Below are 17,641 nucleotides of genomic sequence, written 5' to 3'. Positions count from 1 at the left end.
ATGATGCAAGATAAATTAGTGATAGCTGGCCACAGTTTTGACTCGCGGCTGTTTACCGGTACGGGCAAATTTAACAGCGCTGAGATGATGTTAGATTCAATTAAGGCGTCGGGTTCACAGTTAGTGACAATGGCGGTAAAACGTATCGATCTGCAAACCGGATCAGATGATATTCTGCAGCCTTTGGTCGATGCCAATGTTAAATTATTGCCGAACACTTCCGGTGCCCGTGATGCGAAAGAAGCAGTATTTGTTGCGCAATTAGCCCGTGAAATGATGCAAACCAATTGGGTTAAATTGGAGATCCACCCTGATCCTAAGTATTTAATGCCTGATCCGGTAGAAACCTTATTAGCCGCAAAAATGTTATGTGAGCAGGGATTTGTTGTTTTGCCTTATGTGCATGCCGATCCTGTATTGTGTCGCCGCTTAGAGGAAGTGGGTTGTGCGGCGGTTATGCCGTTAGCGAGCCCCATTGGCTCCAACAGCGGCATTCAAACCACGGCATTTTTAGAGATGATTATTGAGCAAGCCAATGTACCTGTAGTGATTGATGCCGGCATTGGCCGACCATCGCAAGCGGCGCTGGCCATGGAGATGGGCGCAGATGCGGTGCTGGTGAATACTGCAATCGCGAGCAGTGCTTTGCCGGTGGAGATGGCTCGCTGTTTTGCCACTGCCACAGACTTTGGACGGCAAGCCTACTTAGCGGGACTAGGCCAGGTCACTAAGCAGGCTCAGCATACAAGCCCACTAGATATTGGCCTGAGTCAGAGTGTCATCAACCAAGATAGCAGCCTAACCGGCTTTTTGGATGATCCGGCGTTTAGGGGACGATAATGAGTTTTGCTGAGTATTTTAGCGGCTTAGATCGCGATAGCTTATCGATGCAGCTGTACTCGACAACCGCTGCAGACGTTGAAGCCGCGTTAGTACGGCCAAGAGGCGATCTTAAAAGCTTATTAGCACTATTGTCACCGGCGGCTGAAGCCTATTTAGAGCAGATGGCGCAGCGTTCTGTCGCGTTGACTCGGCAACGATTTGGCGCTGCGTTAAACATGTATATTCCATTGTACTTGTCTAACTTATGTGCCAACGAGTGCGACTACTGTGGTTTTACTATGAGCAATAAACTTAAACGTAAAACACTCAATAGTGATGAGATAAGCGCTGAAGCTGACGCGATTAAACGCTTAGGCTACGACTCAATTTTACTGGTCTCTGGTGAGCATGAAACTAAAGTAGGTATTGATTATTTTTTGTCTGCGCTGCCGCTCATTAAACCCAAGTTTAACTATTTAGCGATGGAAGTTCAGCCGTTGGCAACGGATGAGTATCGACAGCTTAAGCAGGCCGGACTTGATGGGGTAATGCTCTATCAAGAGACCTATCAGCCTAATACTTATGCCAAGCATCATACTAGAGGCAAGAAAAGTGACTTCCTAAATCGTTTAGCGGCACCAGAAAGAGTGGCGCAAGCTGGCGTGGATAAAATTGGCTTAGGCGTATTGTTAGGACTTGATGATTGGCGTCTTGATGCGTTGCTAATGGGCCATCATTTAGCTTTTTTAGAGCAGCGCTATTGGCGTAGTCGTTACAGCATCTCGTTGCCGAGGTTACGGCCGTGCACCGGTGGTGTTGAGCCTAAGGTGTTACTGACCGACCGTGGCTTACTGCAGATGATATTTGCTTTTAGACTGTTTAATCAGGAGCTTGAGATTAGCTTGTCAACGCGTGAATCCCCAGCGCTAAGAGATAAATTATTTGCTTTAGGGGTGACACATCTAAGCGCAGGCAGCTCAACTCAACCGGGTGGATATGCAGCGCAACAGACACAACTGGATCAATTTGAGATCAGCGACGATCGCACGCCTGCGCAGATTGCCCAGGTGATTCGATCGCAAGGCTTAACACCGGTATGGAAAGATTGGCAAGGGCAGTGGAGTAATTAGCCTGTATTGACGAGTTTCACTGTACTTTTTAGCTAATGTGGCTAATAATTACACTGTTAATTTAAAGTCAATTGGAGCATTCCATGGAGATCCCATCGAGCTTTGCATCCGGTGTAGCCGGGTTACAAAGTGCACAGTCGGGTCTAACTCAGGCCACCGTTGATGTTGCTAAGCCAACTCAAAAAAACGATCCAGTGGCAGAGACCGATACCGCTAGGCCGGTTGAAGCTACTGATAAAACACAGGCATTGGTGTCTGCCTTAGAATCTGGCCAACAAGCCGAAGCTGCTGTAGAAGTGATTGAAACGTCCAATGAGACAATTGGAACAATCATCGATTTAGAGGTTTAATGATGCAAGGCGTCACTGCTGCGCCGAGTCAGACCGCTTTACCACTGAAAAGTGGTGAAGCGGCTTTTACACGTCAATCCAACCATTCATCGCAGTCAAAATCTAGCACGGCATCGAGCTCAGCGTCAGGCACGGGCGCAGCACCAGACACAGCCTCATCGGCCTCAATAAGTCATGCACACGCCCCCAAGGTCGCTAAACAAACCTTACATCATGGCCAAGCCATTGGTGTTAGCCATGCCGTGGCGCAAACACCGGTGCCGATTAGCGCGCCTGCAGCAGCAAACAGCCAAGCCACTCAAGCCACTCAAGTTAGGCAAGGGCAATTTAGTTTGCAGCAAGGGGCATTATCTGTTGATGCTTTGGTCAATGTTAGCCCAGATAATCGTGCTACTAACAACGGCGATGAAACTACTCAACGAGCAGATAGCAGCAGTGCACCGAGTGTGGCTGCAGGAGAGACTAACCCTGCCAGTGATAACCAAAGCAGTGAACGTGCTGGGGAAGGTGAGCCTACCCAAGCGCCGCCAAGTGTTGAGGATGAATCTCAGCAAGCTGGCGCCGAAGAGGCTAGCACTAATACTGAAGAAGATAAATCAAGTGATGATCAACAAGCGGTAAAAGAGCAACAGGCTCAACAAGAGTTACAAGCGCTTGCTAAACGTGATGCTGAAGTACGCGCCCATGAACAAGCCCACGCTAATGTGGGTGGTCAGTATGCTGGTTCTCCCAGTTACTCTTATGAACAGGGAAGTGACGGCAAACGCTATGCGGTTGATGGTGAAGTGCAGATTGATATAACTCCAATCGCTAATGATCCTCAGGCTACGGTCAATAAAATGCAAAAGGTCTATGCAGCAGCAATGGCACCGGTACAGCCATCAATGGCTGATATTCAAGTGGCTAACGAAGCGATGCGTAACCTAAATAGTGCTAAAGCAGATTTGGCTAGCGAACGTAGTGAGCAATTTGCTGGCGACAACAATGAAACGCCCCCCATATTTAGCGCAGGTAACGGTCAACAAGCGCGGGTTAATCCTTTTGAAAATGAAGGCAGTCGTTTTCAGCCTGAAACAGATGCTGATGGCAATATTAGTTATGTGGCCCGTGACGAGCAAAACAATGCTGTTGCGACAAGTATAGACAGTATCAATACCCAAGTGACGCAGCAAAGCCAGACTCAGCAAGAGCGTGTTGAAATTCAGCAGGTTAATCTAGATGTTCTGCAATCAAAATATAACCCGCAACAGGCGTCGTCATCTAGCATCGATTTTAGGGTATAAGCTAGACGCTAAAAACGCCTATCGATTTTTTATCTTCGCTTAACCAAGATTGAGTCTTTCTACCTTTTACTGATTGCTGTAATTCCTAGCCTGGATATCTCTTTTATTGCTAGCTGATGGCCGTCTAATACCAATCAGTATAAACATTTAGTCACTCAGTGAGAATTTAGCGGTTCTGAGGCAAGGCAACGAGTGAAGAGCATAGTTGTTCTACGGTTAAACTCGTTAACACGGGATCAGAACCGCTAAAACTCACCATTCTGGCGCGTTTTTGGCTGCCTATTTCTGCGTTGAATAACCTCACAAGGGAGCAACCATTGTTTCAGTTATTCGTCTTGAATTAGTTTGCCAAAAGCGCGCTGAGTAGATCAAATTCTTATACTGATTGGTATAATGGGTTTATGCTTGCTTGGCTTGCGTAGCCGGTAGCGAGACAACGACTTAGGAATGTTGATATGATTGGTATTACTTAGGTTCTACTGGTTTGAGATGTTGATTTAAGATCAGTTGCTCGACCAGTTTACTTGCTGGCCCTTGTCTATCACGATTGGGGATCACTAAACTTGTCATCACTCTGCGGCGAGTCCCGCCTTTTAAGGTCAGTTGATAGAGGCTGCCGTTGGCCAAGCTCTGCGCTACCAAATGCTGGGGTATCCAGCAAAACCCGATGGGTTTAGCGAGTATCACTAATGCTTCATGAAAGTTCGAAACCGTCCAGCGCTGCTCAGCTTTGAGCCAGCCAATATCATCGGTGTTCTTTAAACCGGTATCTTTGATGACGATTTGTAAATGTTGAGAAAGCGTATGGTCATCTAACTCCTCATTATGAGAGGCAAGCGGATGTTGTGGGTGGCAAACCAGCGCAAAATCAATCTCACATAAAGGTTCAATCAAGTGGCCAGTCGGGGGCAGGCCGCCGACGATAGCAATATCTACTTGCTCGGCTTCAATTAATTCTTTAGTCCCATTAATCACAGAATCAATAATCGTCACGCGAGTGCCGCGGCTTTGCGGTTCAAATGCACTCAATGCATCGACTAAGTGGTGGGTTGGGTAAACAATTTCACGGGCAATGGTCAGTGTTGGCTCCCAGCCACTGTGCAAATTCCCTGCTAACTGCTCAATTTCATTGATGGCATAGGTTAATCCACGGGAGCGTCGAAGCAGCATTTCGCCAGCATCGGTAAGTTGAGCTTTGCGACCTTTGACGACTAAAAGGGTGACACCTAATTGGTCTTGCAATTTAGCGACAGCGTGATTGAGCGATGACTGACTACGATTTAGCTGCGCAGCAGCTTGAGCGTAGCCGCCGTGGTCAACAACTGCTTGTAAAATTCGCCACTGTTCTAGGGTGGATTTAGCTTTGCTCATAGTGGTTAAAGTCGCCCATTATGACTCATTGCACAATGGGCGAGCTCCTTAAGGTTTTTCGCTTACCTGTTTAGGTAAATACTTTTTGGTTGCCTTTAATTTATGGAAGTAGGGGCCTTTATGCAGTTTTTCTGGCCACTGTAATAGCATCATCGCCAGCACATTTCGATGTTCACCAAGTGCTAAATCTGGATTACCACGTGGTGATTTAATGATATTAGCTTCAACATCATAAGCATTTACGATATGCGCTTGGGTCAGTTTTACCACCCGATGATCGCTCAGGCCAGCTAAGTGAAAGCTGATGCCCACCTCCGCAATGATGTCATCGGTAGCATCTTCTAAAATACGTTCGATATTGGCATCGAAGTAGTCGAGGATCCAAGCAAACTCTTTGACATCAACACGGTGTTGATAATATTCGCTGGCGGCAAAAATAAAATGAGTGAGCCCATAGATTTTGTTGCGGTACTGACGTGTTGATAGCTGCTCATCTTTATCGCTTGGGTAAACTTCATTGAATGCGGCTTTGTATTCGTCAACATAGTCGCCTACGCCTATCTGCTTGGCCCAGTATACATAGTTGATCAGCTGCGCTGCCCAAGCTTCTATCATTGCCTTATCAGTTAAACCTTGGCGTAGGTCGGTTTTTTTCAAAGCGGCGCGTAACTTATCATCACAAGGCCCAACTAAGCCAAATTCATCAATGCGGCTTGAGAAGCGTAACAGTACGTCGGTATAAAACAAAAACTCAGGAAAGGGCTTCAAGGCCTTTTTACGTGCTTTGGCACGAGGACCGTTGCCTAATACCGAAATCGCTCGTTTAGACTCTGACTCAATAAAGCCTGGTTTATCGAGTTGGCACGCATAGAAGGCTTGTGATTCTGTCACGGCATATAAATCGATTAAGGCTGCATTGGCGTACTTTTCATCACCTGTCATGCGGAATTGGCGTATACCATAGTGGCCCTGCACACGCGGTGGTAATTGATACAAGTGATTTTCAAGGTTCATCTTGATGCCTTGGTATACCTGCTGTTCGGTAACCGCCTGCGCTTGTTTTTCAGCATAGGTCAGCGGAGAGACACTAAGAAGCGCAAGTACTAAGGTGCTTGTTTTCAGCAGCTTGTGCATGATTTATCCTTTCTATCAGTTGGGTCGGGGTGAGTGCTTCGCCGAGTAATGTCGTTAAAATAGACGCCAATGGCAAAGCGGGTTCATTAACAAGTAACGTTGTGAACACGTGATGTTGATTCTGACACGGTTTATTAATTCGGTAAATGTATTGGCTTAAGGCACTTTGCCACACATGTTGATAATACAGCGGGCCTTGCTCAGCTATAGCATAAAAATGCAAAGGGTAGCTTGCTTCATTTAACCAAGGTTGGCCAAAGCTGTTAGTGAACTGCTGCGGTAAATCTGTGTAGGGGGCATCAAGCGCATAAAAATTGACAGCGATTTTAGCGCGAAACACTCGCTGTTGGTGACGAAACTCAGCCAAAAGTTTTTCTCGGCTGTTGTCAGCAATGGCAGGCAACAGCTGCGCTTGTAAATATTGGCTCAACCAAAGTTGACCTATTTGTCGACTCACATTGCTAGCGCTGCCGCTATTAAGCAGATAATGCCGCTGAGAATAACTGAGTTGTTCGAACGCCTGCGCTACGGTATTGATCAATTGCTGCTGTTGGCGGTAGTTATTGAGTGTGTCTGGCAACTTTAATTCAATTTGTGCAAATTGATGGCCAAGGACACCATGGCGCCGAGTTAATAATTTGCTGCGATTGCCACTACTGATAATCACATCACCCAGTAAACGATTATCCAACCAGATTCGGTGATAACGCTGATCTATCTGCTCAACACGGACGCCAAACTCTACTAAAACTTGGTAGGCTTGTAATAACATCTCCAGGCCGCTGATGGATGTTGTGTTGGTACTTGTTGCCTGCTTAAGTATTTGGGGAAGATCCCACGGCGACACGGTTGGTTTTGTCTGGCCGTCGAGAAATAGCTTTACTAGCGCCGGTTTTCGCAGCATATCTGTGGTTAATGAATATGCGGTGTAATCAGCAAAACCTTGATTATTTGCTTGTTGCTGTCTTATATCCCAGATTTGCTGCAAGGCTTGTGAGTTACGTTGTGACGCTCTCGCCTGATAGGCTTGCCAAACCTTGCGGCGACAATCTGTATCGGTTTGGCGCATCAAGTAGCCTGCGACTGTTAGATTGATGCTGCGGTTTGAGTTTGCATCGGTACTATTTATCTCACATTGACTCTCACTAAACAGCAAACTGACATCTTCGGGTGCTAAACCTCGCTTAATTGTTGCTTGGGCAGTATGCAGTTTTGCCTTTGGGGTGATGGCTAAAGTTTGTGATTGTAGCTGTGTCAGTTGCTCGCCCAATAGGCTCAGCTGCGGATCGGCAGCTTGAGAGAGCCCGTTGACGATGCTAACCACTTTTGGCTGATGGATAAGCTCTTCGAATAAGTCAGCTAAGTGCAATTGGCATTGTAGTAAGTATTCATTATCTTGAGGTGCCAGCGAATATTGGCGGTAGTAGTGCACACTGTCACGCAAATTAACAATCGATAACAGGTGATATTCAAGTGTGGTGGCTTGCTGGCTTAATTCGATGCTTGTGCTTTGATTGAGATCAGCGAGGTAGGCATCGTTATTAAATTCGATACACTGATTGTGTAAGAGTGAGATGGGAGAGACGGCAGCGTAAGCTGCCGTCAAACAACTAAGGCTGAGCAGTACTGCAAAAATGCTTTTTAGCATATGCAACGCGCTCTTCCACTGACATAGCAGTATTTTTTAGGTTTTCAACATGATGGAGAAACGGCAAAATGCCGCGACCATTGGCGATCTGAATAGCCAGACCCGGACGAGCATTAAGCTCTAGCAGTAATGGTCCCCGTTTTTGGTCTAGCACCATATCTGTCCCTAGATAACCCAGCTCACTCATCTCATAAGCTTTAGAGGCTGTATGTAATAGGGTGTCCCAGTGCGGCACAGCAATATCAATCAACTTCTTGTTGGTATCCGGATGGAAGTCAATTGGCTGGTCAAACTGAACTGCATGCAGTCCTTTACCTGTGCCAATATCAACACCTACGCCAACGGCGCCTTGGTGCAAGTTAGCTTTGCCGTCTGATGCTGCAGTAGATAAGCGCAGCATGCCCATAATTGGAAAGCCTTTGAATACGATAAGGCGAATATCAGGCACGCCTTCATAGGAGTAACCATCAAACACCGGATCGAACTCAATTAGCCCTTCTACAATGGCCACATCAGGGTTACCACCTAAAGAAAACAGTCCGCTCAATACATTTGATACGTGACGGTCTACTTCTGACGGTGTGACTTCATTGCCATTAGGCTTGTAATATCGACCGTTCTCGACTTTAGTGATAACCAAAATCCCCTTACCACCAGAGCCTTGAGAAGGCTTAATCACAAATCCTGTGCGGTTGTTGACCATTTCTGGTATATGGGCGATTTCGTGCTGTTCGCTCACGGTACCAATCAAATCCGGTACCGCAATATCATTGGCGAGCGCCAGCTGCTTAGTCGTGAGCTTATCATCCACGCGCTTGTAATATTTGCGCGGATTATAGCGGCCAATAAAGTCAATATTACGCTTATTCATCCCAAGTACCCCTTGGGATGCGAGCGCGCGAGGGCGAGCAAACATCATATTACTCTCCCGCCAATGGCTTAAAGCGTCTTAGCTCTAGTAGCTTATAACCTGTGTATTGACCCATAAGCAGTACCATAGCCAAAATCACTAGGTGAATACCGAGGAAGTTGAATACCCAGTGCTGAATCCAAGTCGCGCTCATTGCCATATAGGCCAAGGTTGCTACAAATAAACTACCGCCACCTTGGACAAAGACTTCTTTAGCGCCTTCTTCTTCCCAAAGAATCGACATTCTCTCAATGGTCCATGCCAAAATGATCATGGGGAAGAACGTGATGGTTAGGCCTTCACTGAGACCAAACTTATAGGATAACAATGTGAATAGGCCGATGATGCCTATCACCACAATAATCACCGCCGATATTCGTGATATTAATAGCAGGTTTAGCTGCGATAAATATGAGCGGATCATCAAACCGAACGCGACAATCAGTAAGAAACCAACTAGACCGGTTAATAGAGTGGTTTGAATGAAGGCTAGGGCTATCAATACCGGCATGAAAGTCCCTGAGGTTTTAATGCCGATAATGACCCGCAAAAATACCACCATCAATACACCGATAGGGATCAGCAAAATACCTTTAAATAAGCTTTGCTCTTCGAGAGGCAGTTGATAGAGACTAAAATCAAGTGCGTCGCTGTTCTTCATGACATCGATAGAGGTGGCGAGGGCAGAGCGGGTATCTTGCAACATTGAGAAGTTTACTTGTGAGTTAATACCACCAATAACATCTAATGTTGATTTACCTGAGCGATCCCAAATTAGTAGGTTATCAGGGCGACCCTGAGTGCCATCTATTGGGTTGAATAGGTGCCATTGACCATCATGATAAACCTCAACAAAAGTCACCAATTGCTGACGTCTGCGTTGGTCTTCTAAGAACAAACCACTGACGGTTTGAGCCGGTACGCCTTTGCTGTTTAGCATGCGTACAAATAGTCTAGCGGGGCGGTTGCTGCTCAGCAGCAGTTCGATATTTTGGCTACGCTCGGCTGCTGTCAGGGCTTTATTAAGCTGCTGTGCGAACGATAAGTTAGTCGCACTGCGAGACCACACTTCTTCAATGGCTTGTTCTGCAGCGGCTTTTTCTGTAGCTGGCCAATTGTATGGCTCTGGTGTTTGTGGCTCTTCAGATGCCGCTATCTGCTTAACACCCGTTGGGATTAAGGTGACTTTATAGTAGAGATCTTGTTGACCCGCAGCTTCACGAATCGACCACACGGCGCGACGCCCTTCTTCATCGCTAGTGATAGAGAGACCGTATCCTGGAGAGGTCGCATTTTCTACTAACACTTCATAAGCCGGATCTTCTGGTAAAGAAAATGACACTTCAGCAGATTCGCCCGTGGCTTGGAAGCGCACTTTGGCATCAACTGCCCAGCTTTGTACTTGTTTACCAGGTAAGAAGGGCACATTGTGCTCTATACCACGATAGATGCTAGCGGCTAACCCTGAGATAAACAGTAGCGCGACTAACAAATAAAAAGGTTTTCTAGAATGCATTATTAATAATTTCCTTACTTGCTAGTGGCTTGCTTCACAGCAGGCTTACCATGGATATAGGTTTGGCTGACATCGACCACGGCAATGTCTTGCATAAATTTACGTCCAAGTAGCAATGGAAACTCTAAATGGCTGCGGTCAACTAAGTTAAGATCGGTTTCCGCTTTATACTTACCGATTTGTAAGTGAGCGTGGATAACTGGGCGGCGGTCACTGCTTTCATTGGCATCTTGTTTGATACGGACAAAACGCTCGACTTTAGATTCGAAAGTTTGTGCTGGATTATCTTCGCCTAAGGTAAAGACATCAAATCGAACCCATTGCTTACCGTCGCGCTCAAACAAGATGATATTGCGTGCATCCAGTGATGATGATTCAGCGCCGGTATCAATACGTGTTTTGAAGCGGCCTTTAACCTCTTCAATATACACATGTTCAGTCGCACCTAGAATGAACTTGTCACCTATGGGAGAGACGTCACACTCCATTTCTACGGGAATGACTGTGGCTTGCTCTTGTTGTTGCTCAACATTAAGGTTAGCTATTTGCGCTTGCAAAGATTTAATCTCGTCTGATAACGCGGCTACATCTTGCTGCTGTGCTTGTTGATTGGTCTCGATAATCTTAACTAGCTCGGTTTGTTGAGCGCTAAGTTGACTGTCCAATGTCGCTGCATCAACGGGTACTGGCATAGCGTCAGTATTTGATTTAGCGGCACAGCCTGTTAAACCCGCGATAACGGCTAGTGTGATAATCTTTTTCAACATAGTCCTGTATTCCCAATTACTATTTCGTTTAGATTAAGTCTTTATTTGGCTGATTTTTTGTAGCGACAAAGGTAGCACGTTTAGGTGCTGGGTACCCTTCAATTGTCAGGCTAATATCATTAGGATCTAAATAATCGACCAATGATTCGTTTGGCATCCAGTCAGTGCTGCGTTGCTCTGCTAAAGAGGTCACATCAATATCGACGCATTTAACATCGATAAAGTCAGCCTTTTTCAACCATAGCTCTAGCGCTTTAGCTGATGGAATAAACCAAGTGTTATTCATTTTTCCGTAGCGCCCACTAGGGACTAATACGGTATTTTCATCACCGTCGATGACTAATGTTTCTAGCACCAACTCTCCGCCAGTCCGCAATTGATCGCGTAACTGGAATAAATGGTCGATGGGTGAACGGCGATGGTAAAGTACGCCCATAGAAAACACAGTATCAAATGCATCTAGCGGCGGCAGCTCTTCAATGCCTAAAGGCAATAAATGAATTGGCTGCTCTTCACCCGCGAGGCGTTTTACCGCTTCAAATTGGCAGAGGAAAAGCACTGATGGATCAATTCCCACTACATGTTTGGCATCTTCGCCTAGCATACGCCACATATGATAACCACTGCCGCAACCGACATCTAACACTGTGCGATTTTCAAGCGGACTGATGTGAGGTTGAACTCGCTCCCACTTCCAATCTGAGCGCCACTCAGTGTCAATTTCGATGCCGTGCAGTGAAAACGGACCCTTACGCCATGGTTGGAATATCCGTAGCAGGTTTTCCAATTTTTGGCGCTCACCGTCAGTGAGTTGATCGCCAGAACCTATAGTGACAGAGTGCTTTAAATCAATCTGGTCGGGTGCGGGGTAGTGCAATTTATTGAGCACTTTCTCCCACTTGGGCAAACTGCCATGTTTATGGTCACGTTGCCATTGGCCCAGTATTGCCGGCAAAGTTTCAAGCCAATGCTGTAAACTTGAATCTGAAATTTGTTTGTAGAACGAACTAAAACTGATCACTTGATTGCCACCATAGATGCAAAATTAAAACATTGGTACCAAACGCTGGTGTGCTCGAATCCTTGTGCGTTTAGCCGATTAACGTGCTGGGGTAATGAGTCGGGTTTCATCACATGTTCAAGCGAACTGCGCTTTTGACTTATTTCTAGCTCGCTATAGCCATTGGCTCGTTTAAAGTCTAGATGAAGGTCGTCGAGCATGATCTGAATTTTGTCATCTTCAAAATATAACTTTTCCGATAGGACTAAAATGCCACCGGGCTGAAGACCGAGATAGATTTTACGTAGCAAACTATCGCGATCTGCAGGCGCTAAGAACTGCATAGTAAAATTCAATACCACCATAGAGGCGTTTTCTATATGAATATCGCGTATATCGCCACAAATGAGGTCAACCGGAATATCACTGACATAGGCGGCTAAATTATTTTGACACCCTTGTGTCATCGCTTCGCTGTTATCCACCGCAATAATGGTCGCCCCACGACCTTGAATGCTGCGACGAATACTCAATGTTGCCGCTCCCAATGAACAACCAAGATCATAAACCTGGCTACCTGGCGTCACGTATTTATTGGCAAATTCACCTAAGGTATTAATGATTTGCCCATAACCTGGTACTGATCGCCTGATCATGTCTGGAAAAACACCGGCAACTTTATCATCAAATTGGAAGTCGCTAATATGTTCGCAGGCTGTAGCGTAGATAGTGTCTTGAGCTGATTTCATTGGATAGTACTGGTTAATTTCAACAGGTTATTCTAGCGAATGATAACTGTTGTCAGCAAGGCTAGTACTGGAAATTATAGATAAAATTTTGTCTAATAGCCTTATTACAACATTCATGTCACATCGTATTGACGTTCAAGGTCTGCCAGTTGAAAAATATTCTCGTCATTTTTACGTTTTCACTATTCGCCGTATTTGCGTCTTTTAGTTTGTGCGCAGAAACAGAAAAGCCCTTGGTACTCGTCATGGGTGAAGACAGTTACCCTTATCAATTTGTTGATGATAGTGGTCAGCCTCAGGGCGTGTTGGTCGATTTGTGGCAGGAGTGGTCGCGGGTCACCGCGACGCCGGTGGTGTTTGTTGCCCGCCATTGGCAAGACTCATTACAGCAGCTCGCCCGTGGTGATGCTGATATTCATATCGGTATGGCAAAAAATGCGGCTCGTAGTGAGCGCTATGATTTTGCTGATCCGATAGCGGAAATTAGCACTTATCTTTATTTGCGTGCGTCGCTGGCTGGAAAATATGATTTTGCCGACCTGTTACCTTATAAAATTGGTGTGGTTAAAGGCTCTGCCCATGCCAGTACATTAAGGCAAATCGATTCTCGTTTTGCCATCACTGAGTTTGAAAATCGCACTGAGCTGCTAGAAGCGGTACTGCGCCAAGAGTTAGATATATTTGGCAGTATGGAAGGGTACTTACGTGATCAGTCAGTCAATCGCATCATTGTTGAGCAGTTTCCGCTCAACCAGCGCCTTAATATCGACAATATAGATGTGGTTCCCGCGGTGCTCAAAGGCCGAACTGAGCTGATTGCTAAGATTGATCAAGGCTTCGCAGCCATTAACCCAGCAAGAGTTAAGCAGATTAAAAAATTATGGCTCGGTTATAGCAATAGCTCCGATGCGTTAGTGATTTCAACAACCTCAGGTATAGAACCGTTTGTGGACGTGGATAGTGAAGGTCAGCCACACGGAATGTATATCGATTTATGGAAGTTATGGTCCCAGAAAACGGGCATCAACATTAGTTTCCGTGTCGGTAACATGAAGCAGACTTTAGGCGATGTGATGCAGGGGCGCAGTGATATCCATATTGGCTACCCTGAAAGTGAGTCGATGAATACTGGCTTAACCCGTGCTCATAAGATTTATCAGGTCAAAAGCCGGTTGTTTAGTTATCAAACCCCGATCACCGATTTAAAACAACTGCAAGGTAAGCGTATTGGAGCGGTGCCCACAGCACCTTACATCGACAAGCTTAGAGAGGTATTGCCCGATTCGCAGTTAAAGCTTTATCAAGGCGTCGACCAAATGATAGAGGCGGCTAAAAATGGCCATATTCAAGCTTTTGTGGCCTCATCAGCTTGGACACACCATTATTTGATTAGTTTGAAAGTATGGGGTGACTTCCATCAATATATCCCACTTGAATTCACCACAGATATTTTTGCGCTGACCCGTAAGGAAGATAGTGGTTTAACCCAAAGGGTGGCGGCAGGGTTTAATCTGATTTCCCAGCGTGAGTTAATTGATGTCGAGCGTAAGTGGGTGTTAGATCGCAACGATCACACTTTTGCCGCTAAGCGCAGTTTATTGTCCCTCAGTAAACAGCAACAAAGCGTGATTCAACAGGCTCCAACATTAAAGGTTGGCCATTTGAACGATTGGCAACCTATGGAGTTTGTTGATGCTAATGGCGAATATGCCGGCATTAATGGTGAAATTTTTGCCTATTTAGAAAAAGGGCTTGGTTTCAAGTTTGAACCGGTTGCCTTTAAGCGCTGGCAGGATCTGATTGAGGCGTTAAAGCGTGGCGACATTGACATTGCTGGCAGTGTTGCAAAAACACCTGAGCGCGCATCAAGTTTACTATTTACTGAGCCATATTGGCCGTCACCTTGGGCCTTGGTCACTCATTTAGATAAAGTGTCCTTGTTTAGCCTAAAAGAGTTATCAGGGCAACGCCTAGCGGTCGTGGAAGGCTACCATTTAGTCAATCGATTAATGGCTGATGAGCTTGATATTGATTTAGTGCTGGTGCCTGATACGCGGGCAGGTATTGAGGCGGTGTCTGAAGGTAAAGCGGATGCGTTTGTTGAGAAAGTTCTCAATATGGCTTACGAACTCACCGCTAAAGAGCATAACAGTTTAAAAATGTCGGTGTTAGCGGACTTTTCAGAGCAGCAAAGTCATATTGGTGTACACCCACGCCATAAAGCCTTGTTGCCGCTTTTAAATGTCGGTGTGGCCAGTATCACAGCAGAGCAGCGTCAACAGATTTATCAACATTGGGTCAAGCCAACGGAGGTCAATAGTGGCTTTTTCAATGGCCAGTGGTGGTGCGGTTATGTCATCTTGGCCCTAGGCACAATATTGGTTTGTGGTTTGATTTTAGCCCTATTCATCGCTCGCAACCGCAAGCTTGCTGAGGCATTGGGTGAAGAGCAGCATCGCAGAACCCATATTGATGGTTTAACCCAGTTGCCTACGCGATTGATTTTGGACGATCGGCTAGAGCAGGCCATACTCAATCATGCTCGCGAAATGCAGCGCTTTGGGGTGTTATTTGTATCCGTTGATAGCCTTAAGCGGGTCAATCAAAATTTTGGCCACAGTACTGGGGACCGACTCATTACTATGATTGCCAATGATTTAAAGGATCTTCTGCGTAATTCAGATACGTTAGCGCGTTTTAGCCACAATGAATTTGTTATTGTGCTTAATCGCGTACAGGATTTAGATAAAGTTTGCCAGATGGCCGATGGGGTGATTCGTCAGCTAAATAAACCTTACAGTGTGGATGAAAAAACCATTGATGTCTCAGTGAGCATTGGTGTTGCTTGTTACCCTAATGATGGTGACAGTGCCGTAGAACTGCTGCGTAAGGCTGATGGATTGATGTCTAGAGCAAGAGAGTGCGGTGGCAATTGCTATCGTACAGCGTAATCCTTGGCTTTTAGTGGTCAAATGTTGGGCTTGGCCATCATTTTGCTGGATTAATGCACAAACCCATCGTAACTCACGTGCTTTAATCATGAAGTTGTTTTGAAACTGGCATTAATTCACTATAATGCCGCTTTTATCATGTTATTGAATATTTCCCAGATTAGTCATCTGTGGGCGTTAAGGAAAAGAAAGATGCGCAGTCATTATTGTGGAGACGTCAACCGGTCTCATGTTGGAGAAGAAGTTACCTTAGTAGGTTGGGTCAACCGTAGCCGTGATTTAGGTGGCGTTGTGTTTCTTGATCTGCGTGATCGTGAAGGTGTTATTCAGGTCGTATATGACCCAGATTTACCTGAAGTCTTTGAAGTGGCGAGCACTTTACGTGGTGAATTCTGTGTTCAGGTTAAGGGTTTAGTGAGAGCGCGCCCAGATAGCCAGATTAACAGTGACATGCGTACCGGTGAAATCGAAGTGCTGGGTAAAGGGCTTACTATCCTTAATGCCGCTGCGCCATTGCCAATCAACATGGATAAAAACCAACATAATACTGAAGAGCAACGATTAAAGTATCGTTACTTAGATTTACGTCGCCCAGAAATGGCTGAGCGTATTATCTTCCGCTCAAAAGTGACCAGTGCGGTTAGACGTTTCCTTGATACCAATGGCTTTTTGGACATTGAAACTCCTATCCTGACTAAAGCGACCCCAGAAGGTGCGCGTGATTACTTAGTACCAAGCCGTACTTACAAAGGTCAGTTTTTTGCGCTGCCACAATCACCACAACTGTTCAAACAGTTATTAATGATGTCTGGGTTTGATCGTTACTATCAAATTGTGAAGTGTTTCCGTGATGAAGACCTTCGTGCTGACCGTCAGCCAGAGTTTACTCAAATAGATATTGAAACCTCGTTCATGACCTCTGAGCAGGTGATGGCGAAAACCGAAGAGATGACGCGCTCATTATTCCAAGAGCTGTTGAATGTCGATTTGGGCGAATTTCCACGCATGACTTTTGCTGAAGCCATGCAGCGATATGGTTCAGATAAGCCAGATCTTCGTAACCCATTAGAGTTAATCGACGCGGCGGATATTTTAAGCGAAGTTGAATTTAAAGTATTCCAAGGCCCAGCGACAGATCCAGAAGGCCGAGTAGCACTACTATGTGTACCTGGTGGCGCTAAGCTATCTCGTAAACAGTTGGATGAATATGCTAAGTACGTTGGTATCTATGGTGCCAAGGGATTAGCATGGATGAAGGTGAATGATTTAGCTGCAGGTATGGAAGGTGTGCAGTCACCTGTACTTAAGTTCTTAAATGAGACAGTGGTCAAAGCATTGCTAGCGCGCACCAATGCTAAAGACGGCGATCTAATCCTGTTTGGTGCTGACAAAGCCAATATCGTGGCAGAGGCCATGGGGGCGTTACGTCTGAAAGTCGGTGAAGATTTTGATTTAGTTTCCGATGAATGGAAGCCGCTTTGGGTCGTTGATTTCCCAATGTTCGAGCGTACTTCTGACGGCGGTTTACATGCCATGCACCATCCATTTACTGCGCCAACCGGTATAACTCCTGAAGAGTTGGAAGCGAATCCAACTGCAGCAATTTCAGACGCTTACGATATGGTGCTTAATGGCTGTGAGCTAGGTGGCGGTTCAGTCCGTATCCATGACAGCAAAATGCAGTCAGCGGTATTTAGAATTTTGGGTATTAATGACGAAGAAGCGAATGAGAAGTTCGGTTTCTTGCTAGAAGCGCTACGTTATGGCACTCCGCCACACGCTGGTTTAGCGTTCGGTTTAGACCGTATCATCATGTTAATGACAGGTGCGAGCTCAATTCGTGATGTGATGGCATTCCCTAAAACCACGACTGCGGCTTGTCCATTAACTAATGCACCGGGCTTTGCTAATCCAGCTCAATTAGAAGAGCTTGGTGTAAGCGTCATTGCCGCTGAAGAAAACAAAGAGCAGTAATGGCGATGCTGCGTTAAGCTCAGTCTTAGCGCAGCA

At 45.8% G+C, this 17,641-nt stretch carries 15 protein-coding genes; 6 read left to right on the top strand and 9 right to left on the bottom strand.

Annotated features, from left to right (window positions below; genetic code table 11):
- The first annotated feature begins 3 nt into the window (after window positions 1–3).
- The 4 genes from FLM48_RS11715 (at window position 4) to FLM48_RS11700 (ending at window position 3,585) form a co-directional block, all read left to right on the top strand.
- Window positions 4–840: a thiazole synthase gene (locus tag FLM48_RS11715; protein ID WP_179026355.1), complete on the top strand. Its 837-nt coding sequence runs from the start codon at window positions 4–6 to the stop codon at window positions 838–840.
- Window positions 840–1,952: a 2-iminoacetate synthase ThiH gene (thiH, locus tag FLM48_RS11710; protein WP_179024751.1), complete on the top strand. Its 1,113-nt coding sequence runs from the start codon at window positions 840–842 to the stop codon at window positions 1,950–1,952. Before FLM48_RS11715 ends, thiH begins: the two co-directional genes overlap by 1 nt.
- An 83-nt stretch (window positions 1,953–2,035) precedes the next feature.
- A complete protein-coding gene (locus FLM48_RS11705; protein ID WP_028772719.1) occupies window positions 2,036–2,302 on the top strand; it encodes a hypothetical protein in 267 nt (88 codons plus the stop codon).
- Window positions 2,302–3,585 carry a putative metalloprotease CJM1_0395 family protein gene (locus FLM48_RS11700; protein WP_179024750.1) on the top strand — a complete coding sequence of 428 codons (1,284 nt, stop codon included), beginning with the start codon at window positions 2,302–2,304 and terminating at the stop codon, window positions 3,583–3,585. Before FLM48_RS11705 ends, FLM48_RS11700 begins: the two co-directional genes overlap by 1 nt.
- A 166-nt stretch (window positions 3,586–3,751) precedes the next feature.
- Here the strand turns inward: FLM48_RS11700 and FLM48_RS11695 are convergent, their stop codons facing one another.
- From FLM48_RS11695 to cmoA, 9 genes are all read right to left on the bottom strand, one after another.
- On the bottom strand, window positions 3,752–3,889 hold the full coding sequence (locus tag FLM48_RS11695) for a hypothetical protein (protein WP_179024749.1): 138 nt from the start codon (window positions 3,887–3,889) through the stop codon (window positions 3,752–3,754).
- Between the two features lie 161 nt (window positions 3,890–4,050).
- Window positions 4,051–4,956 (bottom strand): LysR family transcriptional regulator, encoded by a 906-nt coding sequence (locus FLM48_RS11690; protein WP_179024748.1) that lies wholly within the window; start codon window positions 4,954–4,956, stop codon window positions 4,051–4,053.
- Between the two features lie 48 nt (window positions 4,957–5,004).
- Complete coding sequence (locus FLM48_RS11685) at window positions 5,005–6,090, bottom strand: DUF3541 domain-containing protein (protein ID WP_028772721.1); 1,086 nt, start codon at window positions 6,088–6,090, stop codon at window positions 5,005–5,007.
- Window positions 6,044–7,738 carry a M3 family metallopeptidase gene (locus FLM48_RS11680; protein ID WP_179024747.1) on the bottom strand — a complete coding sequence of 565 codons (1,695 nt, stop codon included), beginning with the start codon at window positions 7,736–7,738 and terminating at the stop codon, window positions 6,044–6,046. The genes FLM48_RS11685 and FLM48_RS11680 overlap by 47 nt, the downstream gene beginning before the upstream one ends.
- Entirely contained in the window at window positions 7,701–8,657 is a 957-nt protein-coding gene (locus FLM48_RS11675; RefSeq protein ID WP_028772723.1) for an alpha-L-glutamate ligase-like protein, read from the bottom strand. The genes FLM48_RS11680 and FLM48_RS11675 overlap by 38 nt, the downstream gene beginning before the upstream one ends.
- Window position 8,658: 1 nt before the next feature.
- Window positions 8,659–10,164 (bottom strand): UUP1 family membrane protein, encoded by a 1,506-nt coding sequence (locus FLM48_RS11670; protein WP_028772724.1) that lies wholly within the window; start codon window positions 10,162–10,164, stop codon window positions 8,659–8,661.
- A 14-nt stretch (window positions 10,165–10,178) separates the two neighbouring features.
- On the bottom strand, window positions 10,179–10,931 hold the full coding sequence (locus tag FLM48_RS11665) for an ATP-dependent zinc protease (RefSeq protein WP_028772725.1): 753 nt from the start codon (window positions 10,929–10,931) through the stop codon (window positions 10,179–10,181).
- Between the two features lie 28 nt (window positions 10,932–10,959).
- The gene (cmoB, locus tag FLM48_RS11660) at window positions 10,960–11,952 is read right to left on the bottom strand and encodes a tRNA 5-methoxyuridine(34)/uridine 5-oxyacetic acid(34) synthase CmoB (protein WP_179024746.1); all 993 of its coding nucleotides are present in this window, start codon (window positions 11,950–11,952) and stop codon (window positions 10,960–10,962) included.
- Window positions 11,949–12,680, bottom strand: a complete 732-nt coding sequence (cmoA, locus tag FLM48_RS11655; RefSeq protein WP_179024745.1) for a carboxy-S-adenosyl-L-methionine synthase CmoA — start codon at window positions 12,678–12,680, stop codon at window positions 11,949–11,951. Before cmoA ends, cmoB begins: the two co-directional genes overlap by 4 nt.
- Window positions 12,681–12,829: 149 nt before the next feature.
- On the opposite strand from cmoA, the gene FLM48_RS11650 reads away from it, so the two are divergent.
- Both FLM48_RS11650 and aspS read left to right on the top strand, forming a co-directional pair.
- Window positions 12,830–15,631, top strand: a complete 2,802-nt coding sequence (locus FLM48_RS11650; protein ID WP_256870917.1) for a transporter substrate-binding domain-containing protein — start codon at window positions 12,830–12,832, stop codon at window positions 15,629–15,631.
- Window positions 15,632–15,823: 192 nt separating this feature from the next.
- Window positions 15,824–17,605 carry an aspartate--tRNA ligase gene (gene aspS / locus FLM48_RS11645; protein WP_028772729.1) on the top strand — a complete coding sequence of 594 codons (1,782 nt, stop codon included), beginning with the start codon at window positions 15,824–15,826 and terminating at the stop codon, window positions 17,603–17,605.
- Window positions 17,606–17,641 lie beyond the last annotated feature (36 nt).

It is taken from the genome of Shewanella sp. Scap07, assembly GCF_013394145.1.
In the GTDB taxonomy this organism is placed as follows: Bacteria; Pseudomonadota; Gammaproteobacteria; order Enterobacterales; family Shewanellaceae; genus Shewanella; species Shewanella waksmanii.
The sequence above is the reverse complement of the archived record's forward strand: the minus strand, read 5'-3'. Positions and strand labels throughout refer to the sequence as shown.

Bases quoted from the DNA above. Each gene is read 5' to 3' on its own strand.
- FLM48_RS11690 (WP_179024748.1), bottom strand. From the start codon at position 4,956: ATGAGCAAAGCTAAATCCACCCTAGAACAGTGGCGAATTTTACAAGCA.
- cmoA (WP_179024745.1), bottom strand. From the start codon at position 12,680: ATGAAATCAGCTCAAGACACTATCTACGCTACAGCCTGCGAACATATT.
- FLM48_RS11670 (WP_028772724.1), bottom strand. From the start codon at position 10,164: ATGCATTCTAGAAAACCTTTTTATTTGTTAGTCGCGCTACTGTTTATC.
- FLM48_RS11675 (WP_028772723.1), bottom strand. From the start codon at position 8,657: ATGATGTTTGCTCGCCCTCGCGCGCTCGCATCCCAAGGGGTACTTGGG.
- FLM48_RS11705 (WP_028772719.1), top strand. From the start codon at position 2,036: ATGGAGATCCCATCGAGCTTTGCATCCGGTGTAGCCGGGTTACAAAGT.
- FLM48_RS11700 (WP_179024750.1), top strand. From the start codon at position 2,302: ATGATGCAAGGCGTCACTGCTGCGCCGAGTCAGACCGCTTTACCACTG.
- aspS (WP_028772729.1), top strand. From the start codon at position 15,824: ATGCGCAGTCATTATTGTGGAGACGTCAACCGGTCTCATGTTGGAGAA.
- FLM48_RS11685 (WP_028772721.1), bottom strand. From the start codon at position 6,090: ATGCACAAGCTGCTGAAAACAAGCACCTTAGTACTTGCGCTTCTTAGT.
- FLM48_RS11665 (WP_028772725.1), bottom strand. From the start codon at position 10,931: ATGTTGAAAAAGATTATCACACTAGCCGTTATCGCGGGTTTAACAGGC.
- FLM48_RS11680 (WP_179024747.1), bottom strand. From the start codon at position 7,738: ATGCTAAAAAGCATTTTTGCAGTACTGCTCAGCCTTAGTTGTTTGACG.
- FLM48_RS11715 (WP_179026355.1), top strand. From the start codon at position 4: ATGCAAGATAAATTAGTGATAGCTGGCCACAGTTTTGACTCGCGGCTG.
- thiH (WP_179024751.1), top strand. From the start codon at position 840: ATGAGTTTTGCTGAGTATTTTAGCGGCTTAGATCGCGATAGCTTATCG.